Below are 12,997 nucleotides of genomic sequence, written 5' to 3' on the forward strand. Positions count from 1 at the left end.
ATCTAACTAAGTCCGTGCTCATATGGGAGTCGCTCTTTGTGAAAACGATCCAAAGTCGTAACGCAAAAAGGAACAGTACCAATTGATTACTGTTCCCTTCACTATTACTTAAGCTTTCACGATGCGCCGATAAGATTGAACGGTTAATCCGTAGTAGCCCGTATAGATGATCACATAAGCGGCCATCGACATAGCGATCGGGGCGGCCGCTTCCTTGCCGATCAGCTTGAAATCCATGAGCACCTGCAGGAATAGCGCGCCATGCAGCATCCCTACCACGAGCGGAAGTCCGAACACGAATAGCGATTGCATCGCGATGGAGACCGCAAGCTCCCTTCGGCTCACGCCGATGTTCCGCAGCATTTCATACCGGCGGATATCCGATTGCGCCTCCGTCAGCTGCTTGAAATAGATCATGCTTCCCGTAGCGGCCATGAATACGAGTCCGAGAAAGCCGAGCACGAACAAATTGACGCCGCCCGCTTCCAAAATCCCCCGATACACGGCGTAATGCACGATCAGCTCCGCTTCGTTCGCATCCAAACCTAGCAAGGCTTCTGATGTTGCCCGAGCCGATCGCTCCTCCTCGACTTTATAAGCCTTGTAGATCGCGGGCGCCGACTGGCGGGCGAATTCGCCATACAAGGCATCGCTCGCCACGACGATGAGGTCAGCTGAGCTTCCGTTCATGACCCTCTCGTCGAAGAAGCGGACGAACGTCACTTCCCGGTCATCCCCGGCTTGCTTCAACATGATCGACCGCCCGACGTAATCATCCGCTTGATGGTCCGTATTCATCGGTTGGACGATCGCCGCCTCCTGCCCGTTCAGCCGGACCAGCTCCGCTCGGCCCAACGCGCCGGCGATCGCATTGAAGGCGGCAGCCGATATCAGCTTCACCGGCATTTCCCGAGCCGACATTTTCGATGGCACGACCGTAAGCTCTGACGCGTCCGCCGTTGCGCCGATGATCGGAATATCCAACTTGGCCACGATTGGATGCTCCTTATCCGCGGCTATTACCCTCTCGATCTCCGCGTCGAGCTTATCGCCCTGGGCAAGGTGCGTGTAACTGAAAGGAGCCGTCATCGCCGCTTCCCGATCGATTTCGTCATACGAGCTGGCCCCAATGCTGACCGCAATGATCGTGACCGCGCTCAGCAAGGAGACCATCGTCAGCATGCGTACATTGCCTTTCATGCGGAACAACAGCTGCGCGGCGCCGACGAATCGGACGCCCTGATAATAGCGCGCCTTATCCTTGGCTAACAGCATGAGGCATCGTACGGCGGCGAATCGGAACAGCAGGTACGTGCCGGAGACGATGCCGATCATGAACAACAGCAGGGTGATGCTGAATTGCGTACTGGTGGCGATCGGCTGATGGATAAGCCAGTAGCTGGCCGCTAGCACCAAGACCGCCAGAATGGCGACGACCGGCGAACCGTTCGGCCGCGCTTCCGCCTGCTTCTCGGCCTGAAACAGCTCGATGAGCCGGAGTCGATAGATGAGCCGATAGGCATGGATCGAGGTGACCACGATCAATATCATGAACACGAGGACCGTATTCCCGATTGCCGACGGCGACAAGGTGAAGCTGATCTCAACCGGGGAATCGAGCAGCCGGAGCATCATCAAGGTGAACAGCTTGGATAAGAGCGCCCCGATGACGATGCCGACGATCAGCGCCAATGCGCCCATGATCATATTTTCATAGAAGAGCATCCGTCCAATCGTTTTCTTGCGTACCCCTAGCAGCGAATATAAGCCGATCTCCTTTTTTCGCCTACGGTTGAAGAAGGAGCTCGAGTACCAAATGAACACCGCCGCGAACAAAATCAGCAGGATCGAGGCCTGCAAAAATATCGACTGCACGCCGCGCGACGACTGGATCGCATTTGCGATCTCCGTGCTGTATTGCAGCGAGACGAACGTAAAGTAAATAACGATGCTGAACACCATCGACGCCACATATAAGAAATAGCTTTTGAAATTGCCGGCGATGTTTTTGCGCACGAGGCTAGATAACGTCATTGACGCCACCTCCGAACACGTTCAGCACATCGAGCACTTTCTTGAAAAACGCTTGGCGGGTCGCGTCGCCCTTCGCCAGCTCGGTGAACAGCCGGCCATCCTTGAGGAACAGCACTCTCGTGCAATAACTGGCCGCGTAAGCATCATGCGTGACCATCAGGATCGTGGCCTTATCCTGCCGGTTCAGCGCTTGCAGGCTGTCCAGCAAATCCGTCGCGGACTTCGAATCGAGCGCGCCGGTCGGCTCGTCGGCCAAGATGAGACTCGGTCTGGCGATGATCGCGCGGGAAGCGGCCGTTCGCTGCTTCTGACCGCCGGATAGCTGCGTCGGATATTTATCCAGGATGCCGCGTATCCCGAATTTGTCGGCGATTGCGTCCACGCGCCGTTCCATCTCCCCGATCGGGGTACGGGACAAGGCCAATGGCAGCCATATATTTTCTTTGACCGTCAGCGTATCGAGCAGGTTATAATCTTGGAAAATAAACCCGATTTTCTCGCGCCGGAACGTCGACAGCTGCTCCTCGCTCATGTCCAGTAGGTCGGTTCCGTCAATCCGGATGTCGCCGGACGTCGACTGGTCGATCGTCGCCAATAGATTCAGCAGCGTCGATTTGCCCGAGCCCGACGGTCCCATGATGCCGACGAATTCGCCCTCCCGCACCGTAAGGTCGATCTGCTCCAATGCCGTGCTGACGATGCCCTTCGCGCCGTACACCTTCGTCACATTCGTCGTTTCCACAATGTTCCTCATCGCGTCCCGCCTCCATTATCCTTAAGAGTCGTCTTTTTGAACTCTTGCTTTAAACTAAGCTTTATACCTTTATTGTATCGAAAGCTTTCCTCGAGTGGTCTTACAGCTTTAGGGCGCTGCCTTACATTTTTGTCACCCTTGCCGATTCGGTTGTACGGGTATGGGATTAATGCTACTATTTTTTGGTAGGAGGGGATGTAGGATGAAAATCATGATTGTGGAGGATGAGCCGACGATCCGCGACATGCTCGGCGAGACGCTTCGCAAATGGGGCTTCGAGACCGTCGAGGCGGAGCAGTTCGATCAGGTGCTGCAAACGTTTCAGACCAGCAATCCCCATCTCGTCCTGATGGACATCAACCTGCCTTCGTTCGATGGCTTCTACTGGTGCAGCCAGATCCGGCAGCTGTCCCAGGTGCCGATCCTGTTCCTCTCGTCCCGCAATACGCCGATGGATATGGTGATGGCGATGAATATGGGCGGGGACGATTTTATCCAGAAGCCGTTCTATACGGATGTCCTCATGGCCAAAATTAACGCGATTCTTCGCCGAACCTATACGTATGTGGATCCTTCGCATAGCTTCATCGAGCATGACGGGGTCGTGCTGAACGTGAAAGACGCCACGCTGCACTGCGGCGACCGGAAGGCCGAGCTGACGAAAACCGAGTTCATCTTAACTCACATGCTTATGCTGCATAAGGGCTCGATCGTCACCCGCAAGAAAATGATGCGCGCGCTCTGGGAGGACGAACATTTCGTGGACGACAATACGTTGACCGTCAACATGACCCGGTTGCGCAAGAAGCTGGCCGAGCTCGGGAAAGAAAGCTTCATCGCGACCCGGAAAGGCGAAGGGTATATGATCCCATGAGCTTCTATGAATACGTGAAGGATAAGCGCTACTTCTTGGCGTTGTACGGCGGCATCATGCTGTTCGTCTCCCTGCTGATGGCCGTCAGCGTCAGCCCCTCTCTCGGCATGGACAACATCATCTATATGAACGCCGCTTGCCTCCTCGCAGTGACCGCTTATTTGGCGATCGGCTATCGGTATCGACGTTCCTTCTACCGAGAGCTGTCCGAACTCCTGACCCGGGATGGGGAACAGACGGCGGCCGCGCTCCCCGAACCGCAGACCGCCCAGCAACGGCTGTTCGTCGGCGTCATCGCCAAGCTCCAGCGGGAGCATATGAAGCAGATGCAGCGGGCGATCGCCGAGCACCGGGACCATCAAGACTTCATTCTGTCGTGGATTCACGAGGTGAAGCTTCCGATCGCGGCCAGCCGCCTCGTCATGGAGAACGGCTCGGACAAATCGTCCGAAGAGCTGATCGACAAGCTGGAGGACGAGCTGGGCAAGATCGATAATTATGTCGAGCAGGCGCTGTACTACTCCCGCATCGACTCGTTCTCGAAGGATTACTTCATCTCGGAGGTGCCGCTCGAGGCGGTATTGAAGGAATCCGTCAAGAAATTCGCCAAGCTGTTCATTACGAAGCGGATCCGCCTCCGTCTGGACGAGACGTTCCCCTACATCCACAGCGATCGCAAATGGCTGGGCTATATCATCGACCAAATTGTGGCCAATGCCCTGAAGTATACGCCCGAAGACGGCGCGATTACGATTCGCTTCGAGGAAGACGCCTATGAGCGGCGGCTTCGAATCGAAGATACGGGGATCGGGATCAAGCAGGAAGACCTCCCGCGCGTGTTCGACAAAGGCTTTACCGGCACGAACGGCAGAAGCTACGCGAAGTCAACCGGCATGGGGCTGTACTTGGCCAAACAGATGGCGATCAAGCTTGGCCATGATTTGTCCATCCTGTCGGAGGAAGGCCGGTATACGAGCGTGACGATCCATTTTCCTAGAGCAGGGACGTACTTGCACTGGAAGGCGTAACGAAAGGATGGCAGCTGCGGGGTATAACGGGCAAAAAACCGGCTTCCGCCACGAGACGGAAATCGGTTTATACCTGCGACTCATCCCGCGGGAGCTTAATTCCGAGAACCCTCAGGCAGACCAAGGGGGCTTGCCCCCCGCAGCGTGAATACTCGGTTAAGACAGGTGCTATTCCAATGCAGGAATTTTCACCGTCACGGTCGTCCCTTGGCCGAACCGGCTCGCGATGACGATCCCATATCCCTCTCCGAACAGCAGCCGAAGCCTGAGATGAATATTGGTTAGTCCGATGCTTCTCTCCGATGGACCGTCTGGCAAGCGCTTCGGATACGCCATGTCCAGCTTGGTTTGGAGCGCGGCCAGTTCCTCCGGCTCCATTCCCTTCCCCGTATCCATAATACGGAAGCACACATCCCCATTAGCGTCTATGAACCCGCTTATTTGGAGCTGCCCCCCTTGGTCCATCCGCTCCAGCCCGTGATAGACGGAATTCTCCACGATGGGCTGGAGGATCATCTTGGGCGTTTTCATCTCCAGCAGCCCCTCTTCGACATCCATGCCCATCGAGAATTTATGTTCATACCGAATGGAGATGATTTTCATATAAGCCTGCATGCAATCCAGCTCTTCCCTGATCTCGACAAGCTCGTCTTTTTTGATGCTGTAGCGGAAAATCTTAGACATGCATGACGTCATCTGCGCGATCTCTCTGCTTCCGTATTCCAATCCGATGCTGCTGATACAATTCAGCGTATTATAGAGGAAATGAGGGTTGATCTGGCTCTGCAAGGCCGAGAACTCCACCTGCCGCTGGCTCAGCTCGGACTCGTATAATCTAGCCTGGGTATTGAACATATCCCGGGCCATCTCCTCCATCTCATCCATCATCCGGTTGATATCGCGGGCCAGCGAGCCGACCTCGTTCGTAGACCTGACTTTGATGCGGAAGCCCATGTCTCGCCTCCCCACCTTCTTCATATCCATCACGAGTCCCATGACCGGTCGCATCAGATTGTTCATGAAGAAACTGCCGAGCAGGATCATGCTGAGAATAATCCCCATCATCACGATCATGCTAACCTTCCGCATCGGGTACATGTCCGCTGTCAGCTCATGCACCGGAATCATGCTCACAACCCGCCAGCCCTCTGCTTGCTCCAAACCCTTGACCTGAACCAGAACAGCTTCCCCGTCGATGGTGGTCTTCACGCCTTGCTGCAAGATTTCCTTATCCATCGACAGAACATCCTTGATCAAGGCGCCGCGGATATTAGCATTCGTGGACGCAATGACCTCATCCCGGCTATTCAGCATATAAAGGATCGAGTTCGGCGTCAGTTCCGTATTCTCTACAAGCCCCTGCATCTTGTCCCTATTCACCATTATGGTACAGTAACCCGTAATTTGAGCAAAATGGATTCCCCCGATGGATTCCACGATCGGCGCTATATAAAAGAACTGTTCCGCTCCCGTGTTGTCGTCTTTAAACATGGTGGTGAATAGCCCTTTCTCCCGAAGCGAAGGATCATCTTTATACGTTTGGATAAAGGTTCGATAACGAGCTTGATAAAACACATCGGCGCTTGAAGACGTTAGACTCATTCCCCGAATGTCGTTAATGACGATGCCGTCCACATACGAATTAAAGGATCTCATATATTCCATGAGATCCAGCGCATAATTACCGCTATCGAACGCCCGCTTGTAATCATCCGTCGCGACGGCGAATTCCTGAATTAATTTGCTATTGACCGCAATGCTGGTGCTGGTCCTGATATCCTCAAACACCGCATCGATCTTGCGGCGTGTTTGCTCGATCATCTGGTTGCTGAAATTGGCTGCCCTGCTCTGGGTTAAATGAGAGAAACTATAAAAAAAATAAAATTCCATGACGGCGAACAGAAGGATAGAGAAAAGAAAGATAAGCCATAGCTGATGCTTCAATTTCAGTGTACTGGTCTTCATGGCCCCCCGCTCCGTCCCTGTTCGCTCTTCCTGAATTTGGCGGGCGTCATCCCGCAATGCTTCTTGAACACTTTATTGAAATAGTAATATTCCACGTAGCCGGTCTGAATGGCGATTTCCTCAATAGACAGGTTCGTTTGCTTCAGGAGCTTGCGGGCTTTCTTGATTCTGAGCTCCGATATATATTCCGAGAAAGTTTTGCCCAGATTCTTCTTGAATAATTGACAACAATATACTTGATTGATGAAGAATTGGGCGGACAAATCCTTCAAATACAATTTCTGGTCAAAGTGTCCGTCGATGTAGGCGATCATCCGGTTGAAGCAGGACAGGATGTTCCCTTCCTGCAGGGAGCGGCTGTTCCCTTGCCTGATGGAGGTGAGGACGTCGCGCAAAAAGCCGCACAGCGATTCAAAGCATTCAAAACGATCTTGGATCTCGGCATAATTCAGAAATTCCAGCTCCATATCCTGCAATTCCATCGCATAGGCGTTCGTAAGGATCCCGACTGCCTGATTCCACAAGTAGACGACCTCGCACATGCCCAGTCGATGGTCCCGGAAGTATGCCTGCAGCCCATTCATATACCCATCGATATCGTCAAATTGACTCTCCTGAATGATGCGATAGAGCTCGTCAATACACGGTTTCGCCAGATGGAGCTTCGGCTCGTAGAGAACGGCCCCTGCAGCCGCATCCAGAAAAGCCTGGGAGGCGGACAGATCTGCTTCTTTCATCAGCTTGCTCATATGGTGAAGCTGGCTGCCGATGCTGCTGATGCCCACGGTATAGATTCCAGCTTGGACTAGCTTATCCCAATGGCCTTCCAAACCATCTCGATGCTCGGATATCAGAACGATCAGCCTTTTGCGGGTTCCCGCTTCAACCTCCACGGCATGAACAGGCTTTTCCTCCATAGACATGAGCTTCCCGAAATCCTTATGCTCGCCTTCGACATGGATTACGAGCACCCGGTAATAGTAGATCGCCGCATCATTGGGATGCGGGAGAAAGCGCTTTAATTCGTTCGGATCCGAAGAGGTCAGCGCATCCAGAAGGAGGTGATTGCGCGCCGTGCTTCTCTGGGCGAAATGCAGGGCCAACTTCGCCATAAACGCATCCGCCAAATCGATATCCAACGGCTTCAGGAAATAATTCAACGCTCCGTGGCGCAGCGCTTCCTGGGCATACTGGAATTCCGCATACCCGCTTACGATGACGAATTCCATATCCGGATCTTGTTCTTTGGCCCGCTTCATCAGATCCAATCCGGTAATGTCCGGCATACGGATATCCGTAAATACCAAATCGGGCTTCGCCTCTTGTATGGCATCCCACGCCTTGTAAGCGCTTGTAAACTGTCCGATGATTTCGAAGCCGTACTTATCCCAGTCAAAGGCGCTGCGTATGCCTCTAATCGCCCACGACTCATCATCGACAATCATGACCTTGTACATGGGGGCATCCTCCTGAACATATGGATTTCTCCGAATATAGCAAAGCGGTTCGGGAATAGCAACGAAATACGGATAAACCATGTGATGAGCAAGGATGGCTTATCCGTATGCAATGAATTACTTCTTATTCGCTTGAATCTCTCTGTAGTTCTTCACATTCTCATCTTGAACGGCCTGACCGCCAGCGTCCATATATTCTTTCACGAGCTTGTCGTACAAGGCGTCGAATTCCGCCGGCTTGGCCACGATCAGTCGATCCGTCATTTGTTTGTTCATATCGCCTAGCGTTTTGCCGTACTTGATATTCGCTTCATTCGGGACGCCATAATAGAAGCCGGTATAGCCGTCGGTCGTATTGATTCGGTAGGAATCGATGGCCATCTTCTCATAGCTCTGTTCTCCGGTTGCCAAAGCTGCCGCGTACGTTCTGACATTCTTCTCGGTATCCCCGAGCTCTGCGCCGTTCACAACCAGCGTATAATCCAAATTCAGATTGCTCATTTGCATATTTTCGCCGGTTTGCGCAATTCCTTGGGGAATGCCGTTCACCAGCGTGTGGTTGACGCCTTCTTGGCCGAACTGCAGGAAGAACAGCACTTTCGGGTCCGCCATCCAGTTCAGGTACTTGATGGCCAGCTCCGCGTTTTTGCTGCTTTTCGGGATAAACGAGAACAGCCCGTTCTCATTGTACACCTCTTTGAGGTATTTCCCCTCGTAGTTCTTGAACGCGTCGATCGGAACAAATTCGGCGTCTGGCGCATTTTGCTTCAGCGGATCGCGGATTTTTTGCAGCAGCGGATAATCCCAGTTGGCCGCATAGAAGCCTACTTTACCGTTCGTTACATCGGCATCCGCTTGCTTGGTTGTCTTATCCAGCGCAAAATCGGGGCTGATCAGCTTCTCCGCGTACAATTGGTTCAGCCATTTAAACGCCTCCTTGTTGCCGGGCTTCAGCCAACCGGTCGTGGTCACGAATTCCTCCTCGGACATGGGACCCCAGAAGGATTGAATCAGGTTGCCGAAGCCGTAGTTCATGCCCGCAGCTGCGGTCGCCCATGGAATAACGCCGCTTACATTACCCGGGTTCTTGTCGCGGAAGGCAACCAGCGCTTCATATAATTCGTCCTTGCTCGTCGGAACGGGCAGGCCCAGCTTATCCAGCCAATCCTTGCGGATGAACATGCCGCTCCAGGCAATCAGCGTCCGCTTGGCGGGGATGGAGACTTGTTTGCCCTCGTATTTCCCGTAAGCAAGGACGTTCTCGCCCAGGTAAGACTTTAATTGCTGGCCATGCTTCTCCAACAATTCGTCCAGTGTATAGAGGCCTTTGTTTTTGGCGAAGCGGTTCACGGTGGTCCCGTCATACGTGAAGGAAATATCAGGAGCTTCGTCAGCCGCCATCAACACATTCAGCTTGTCGACTTCCTGGGAACGGGGGACAGGAACAAATTTGACAACCGCGTTATTGGGCTTGCCGAAATGTTCATTGACATATTTGGTCCACGTGTTGTTGTTCAAGTCCGGCTGTCCCTGAATCCCTCTGTCGAACACCTCCACCGTCAAGGTAACAGGAGGATCGGAAGGAGCTGCCGCCGTACCGTTATTGGATGCCGCCGTCGACGGCGCCTCGTTACTTTGACAGCCTGCCACAACACCAGCCAGAAGCACGGAACTAAGCAGCAGCGCGGTATTCTTCATGCCTGTATTCACGCTTAACCACCCTTTCAATTTGTATAGGATGAAATCGCCTATCGCTATCAATCCCAAGCATCTAGATCTTTCTACCGAACCCCCGTCAATCCCCCCTTTCATCCGGATCCGGATCCCGTCAGCCCTTGATCGCTCCGGTCATCACGCCATCGACGAAATACTTTTGCAATTTGGGATAGATCAATAAGATTGGGATGGTCGTAAACATCACGCTGGCCGCCTTTAACGACTCCGGCACAATATAGGTGCCGACGCTCCCTTCGCCTCCTTGTTGGCTATCCAGCTGCTGATTGGCCGATATGATCTGGTACAGCTTCATCTGCATCGGATACAGATTTTTGTCCGTAATGTAAAACAGCGCATCTTGGAAGCCGTTCCATCTGTCCACCGCATAGAAGAGGCTTAAGGTGGCAATCGAAGGCAGCGAGAGGGGAAGCACGATCTTGATGAGAATGCCCATATCCGAACATCCGTCAATGGCGGCCGATTCTTCCAGACTATCCGGCAGATTGGCGAAGAAGGTCTTCAGGATGATCATGTTGAACACGCTCATGGCGCCCGGCAGCACCAAACTCCACATCGTATTCATCATGCCGAGCTCTTTAACCAGCATGTACGAAGGAATGAGACCGCCGCTGAAATACATCGTGAAGACCAATGCCGACAACATAACGTTTCTGCCCATCAGCCGCTTCTTCGTTAACGGGTACGCTGCGCAAATGGTCAGAAACATGGCCGCCACGGTGTATACGATCGTAAGCACGATACTGTACCCAAGCGTATACAGCATCTCCGCATCGCTTAAGATGGTTCTGTACGTTTCTACGGTGAAGTCCACCGGCCACAGCCCCACCTTTTGGGAAATAATCGCTTCATTCGAGCTGAAGGAAAGCGCTATCATGTATAGGAACGGAACGATGCAGGTGAAGGACAACGCCACGATAAATGCGATAATCGCGATATCGGCCAGGCTCATTGGTTTCTTTTTGCCCGTATTGCCCGCTATGCTCACCATATCCCATCCTCCCCCAGCTTCTTCGCGATATAGTTAGCCGCCACCAGCAGGATAAGGCCGACCACGGATTGGAACAGTCCAACCGCCGTTGCCTGGGAGAAATCCCCCGAACTAATCCCGACTCTGTAGACGAACGTACTGATCACATCGGAGTACTCGCTGACTAGTGAATTGCCCATCACAAAGGGACGATCGAACCCGATCGAGACCATCCTGCCAATTTGGAGAATCAGCAAAATATTGATCGTGGCCTTAATGCCTGGCAGCGTAATGTGCCACATCTTGCGCAGCCTGGTACAGCCATCCATCTCGGCGGCTTCATACAATTCCTTATTAATTCCGGTCATGGCCGCCAGATAGATGATCGTGCCCCATCCGATATTCTGCCATACGCCAACGGTGATATAAGTGATCAACCAAGGCGTTCGCTGCGATAGAAACTCGATTTTCTCCAGACCGAGGCTCGACAGGAACGTGTTCACCATGCCGGTGTTCGACAACATCAGATAGACCATGCCGCCAATAATAACCCAGGACAAAAAGTGAGGCAGATACAGGACGGTCTGCGTTATTTTCTTAAATCTGGCCAGCCTCACTTCATGGAGCAAAATAGCCAGCAGAATGGGCGCCGGGAATCCCGCGACCAAGTCCAGCACATTCAGGAGCAGCGTATTCTGGAGCGCCCGGTAGAAGCTGTCCTGCTGGAAAATAAACCGAAACACCTCGAGTCCTACCCACTCGCTCCCCTTGATTCCCTCAAAAATGTTGTAGTCCTGGAAGGCCATAATCACGCCATAGATGGGAGCATACCTGAAGATTAGAATATACGCGAAGGGCAGCAGCAAGAGCGCGTATAACCAGGCGTCTCTTTTGATATTGTGCAGAAACTTGTTTTTCTTCTTTCTGGCCGCATACGCTCCAGAGCTGTCTAAAACCGCTTTCATTTCTCGCATCCCTCCGGTCGTCATAGGAGCTATCCTGTGTTCAATTATAGCTGCTGGAGGAAATTAGAAAATGTACTCGCTTAAATGAAATTGGTCATAACTTAAAAGAGTGAAGAACGGTTCGGATAGGAAAAACCAAGGAGCCGGACGGGAAATAACCGCCTGGCTCCTTACGTTTGCGTGTATAATATACATACCATTAGCGAATGTAACGTTCTCTGACCGAAACCTGCATTCGCTTTACGCATTTGGAGGGTGTCATGTCGAAAATCAAAATTTTTGCAGGTACGTCTAACCCGTCCTTAACCGCTCAGATTTGCGATAATCTCGGCGCCCCGCAAGGGCAAATCCAAATCTCGCGCTTTAAGAGCGGCGAGATTTACGTGAGATATTTGGAACCGCTTCGCACTTGCGACGTCTTCATTGTCCAATCGCTCTCCCACCCGGTGAACGATCATTTGATCGAACTGTTGGTCATGATCGATGCGGCCAAACGAGCTTCCGCGAAAACCATCAACGTGCTGATCCCTTACTTCGGGTATGCGCGGCAGCTGCAAAAGGTAGCGCCGCGCGATCCGATCTCCGCCAAGATGGTGGCGGACGTCTTGACCTCCGTCGGCGCAAACCGCGTGATCACGATGGATCTGCATGCGGATGCGATCCAAGGCTTCTTCAAAATTCCAGTCGACCACTTGACCACGCTTGATTTAATTACCAAGCATCTCTTGGGGGCCAACATTCCGAATCCGGTCGTCGTCTCCCCGGACGCCGGGCGCGCCAAGATCGCGGAGAAACTGGCGGAGAGCCTCGACGCGCCGTTCGCGATCATGCTGAAGGAACGTCGCGAGGACAGGCCTCCGGAAGAGTCGCATGTCATCGGGGACGTGCGCGGCCGAACGCCGATCGTGATTGAGGACATTATCGATACCGGTCGAACGGTACTCGATGCCGTAGCAGCCTTAAAGCGGCAAGGGGCGAACGAGGCGTACGTCTGCGTGGCGCACGGGCTGTTCTCCGACAGCGCATTGGACAAGCTGCACCAAGCGCATATCCAAGAGATCGTCGTCACGAATACGATTCAGCAGTCGCCGGAGCGGCATCCGAAGCTGCGCGTCCTCTCCGCTTCGCAGCTCCTCGCGACCGCGATTCGGATTATTTACGAAGGCGGATCGATCGACACCCTCTTGCACAATCCCCGTTAACGCACCTGCACGGG

At 53.1% G+C, this 12,997-nt stretch carries 10 protein-coding genes; 3 read left to right on the top strand and 7 right to left on the bottom strand.

Annotated features, from left to right (window positions below; translation table 11 throughout):
- Positions 1–108: 108 nt before the first annotated feature.
- Complete coding sequence (locus ACFSKT_RS12160; RefSeq protein WP_377721275.1) at positions 109–2,034, bottom strand: ABC transporter permease; 1,926 nt, start codon at positions 2,032–2,034, stop codon at positions 109–111.
- The gene (locus ACFSKT_RS12165) at positions 2,021–2,788 is read right to left on the bottom strand and encodes an ABC transporter ATP-binding protein (RefSeq protein WP_377721276.1); all 768 of its coding nucleotides are present in this window, start codon (positions 2,786–2,788) and stop codon (positions 2,021–2,023) included. Before ACFSKT_RS12165 ends, ACFSKT_RS12160 begins: the two co-directional genes overlap by 14 nt.
- A gap of 202 nt (positions 2,789–2,990) precedes the next feature.
- On the opposite strand from ACFSKT_RS12165, the gene ACFSKT_RS12170 reads away from it, so the two are divergent.
- Entirely contained in the window at positions 2,991–3,662 is a 672-nt protein-coding gene (locus tag ACFSKT_RS12170) for a response regulator transcription factor (RefSeq protein WP_377721277.1), read from the top strand.
- Positions 3,659–4,690: a sensor histidine kinase gene (locus ACFSKT_RS12175; RefSeq protein WP_377721278.1), complete on the top strand. Its 1,032-nt coding sequence runs from the start codon at positions 3,659–3,661 to the stop codon at positions 4,688–4,690. The genes ACFSKT_RS12170 and ACFSKT_RS12175 overlap by 4 nt, the downstream gene beginning before the upstream one ends.
- 168 nt (positions 4,691–4,858) lie before the next feature.
- Here the strand turns inward: ACFSKT_RS12175 and ACFSKT_RS12180 are convergent, their stop codons facing one another.
- The 5 genes from ACFSKT_RS12180 to ACFSKT_RS12200 all read right to left on the bottom strand — a co-directional run bounded on the left by ACFSKT_RS12180 (position 4,859) and on the right by ACFSKT_RS12200 (position 11,781).
- On the bottom strand, positions 4,859–6,655 hold the full coding sequence (locus tag ACFSKT_RS12180; protein WP_377721279.1) for a sensor histidine kinase: 1,797 nt from the start codon (positions 6,653–6,655) through the stop codon (positions 4,859–4,861).
- Positions 6,652–8,112, bottom strand: a complete 1,461-nt coding sequence (locus tag ACFSKT_RS12185; RefSeq protein ID WP_377721280.1) for a response regulator — start codon at positions 8,110–8,112, stop codon at positions 6,652–6,654. Before ACFSKT_RS12185 ends, ACFSKT_RS12180 begins: the two co-directional genes overlap by 4 nt.
- Positions 8,113–8,229: 117 nt before the next feature.
- Positions 8,230–9,822: an extracellular solute-binding protein gene (locus ACFSKT_RS12190; protein ID WP_377721281.1), complete on the bottom strand. Its 1,593-nt coding sequence runs from the start codon at positions 9,820–9,822 to the stop codon at positions 8,230–8,232.
- A 118-nt stretch (positions 9,823–9,940) separates the two neighbouring features.
- Positions 9,941–10,837: a carbohydrate ABC transporter permease gene (locus tag ACFSKT_RS12195; protein ID WP_377721282.1), complete on the bottom strand. Its 897-nt coding sequence runs from the start codon at positions 10,835–10,837 to the stop codon at positions 9,941–9,943.
- The gene (locus ACFSKT_RS12200; protein WP_377721283.1) at positions 10,831–11,781 is read right to left on the bottom strand and encodes an ABC transporter permease; all 951 of its coding nucleotides are present in this window, start codon (positions 11,779–11,781) and stop codon (positions 10,831–10,833) included. Before ACFSKT_RS12200 ends, ACFSKT_RS12195 begins: the two co-directional genes overlap by 7 nt.
- Before the next feature lie 260 nt (positions 11,782–12,041).
- Between ACFSKT_RS12200 and ACFSKT_RS12205 the strand changes: the two genes are divergently transcribed.
- The gene (locus tag ACFSKT_RS12205) at positions 12,042–12,983 is read left to right on the top strand and encodes a ribose-phosphate diphosphokinase (RefSeq protein WP_377721284.1); all 942 of its coding nucleotides are present in this window, start codon (positions 12,042–12,044) and stop codon (positions 12,981–12,983) included.
- Positions 12,984–12,997 lie beyond the last annotated feature (14 nt).

The organism is Paenibacillus xanthanilyticus, from assembly GCF_042682185.1.
Lineage (GTDB): Bacteria > Bacillota > Bacilli > Paenibacillales > Paenibacillaceae > Paenibacillus_Z > Paenibacillus_Z xanthanilyticus.

Excerpts from the sequence above, each read along its gene's own strand:
- ACFSKT_RS12160 (WP_377721275.1), bottom strand. The coding sequence starts at position 2,034 with ATGACGTTATCTAGCCTCGTGCGCAAAAACATCGCCGGCAATTTCAAA.
- ACFSKT_RS12180 (WP_377721279.1), bottom strand. The coding sequence starts at position 6,655 with ATGAAGACCAGTACACTGAAATTGAAGCATCAGCTATGGCTTATCTTT.
- ACFSKT_RS12165 (WP_377721276.1), bottom strand. The coding sequence starts at position 2,788 with ATGAGGAACATTGTGGAAACGACGAATGTGACGAAGGTGTACGGCGCG.
- ACFSKT_RS12200 (WP_377721283.1), bottom strand. The coding sequence starts at position 11,781 with ATGAAAGCGGTTTTAGACAGCTCTGGAGCGTATGCGGCCAGAAAGAAG.
- ACFSKT_RS12185 (WP_377721280.1), bottom strand. The coding sequence starts at position 8,112 with ATGTACAAGGTCATGATTGTCGATGATGAGTCGTGGGCGATTAGAGGC.
- ACFSKT_RS12205 (WP_377721284.1), top strand. The coding sequence starts at position 12,042 with ATGTCGAAAATCAAAATTTTTGCAGGTACGTCTAACCCGTCCTTAACC.
- ACFSKT_RS12170 (WP_377721277.1), top strand. The coding sequence starts at position 2,991 with ATGAAAATCATGATTGTGGAGGATGAGCCGACGATCCGCGACATGCTC.
- ACFSKT_RS12175 (WP_377721278.1), top strand. The coding sequence starts at position 3,659 with ATGAGCTTCTATGAATACGTGAAGGATAAGCGCTACTTCTTGGCGTTG.
- ACFSKT_RS12195 (WP_377721282.1), bottom strand. The coding sequence starts at position 10,837 with ATGGTGAGCATAGCGGGCAATACGGGCAAAAAGAAACCAATGAGCCTG.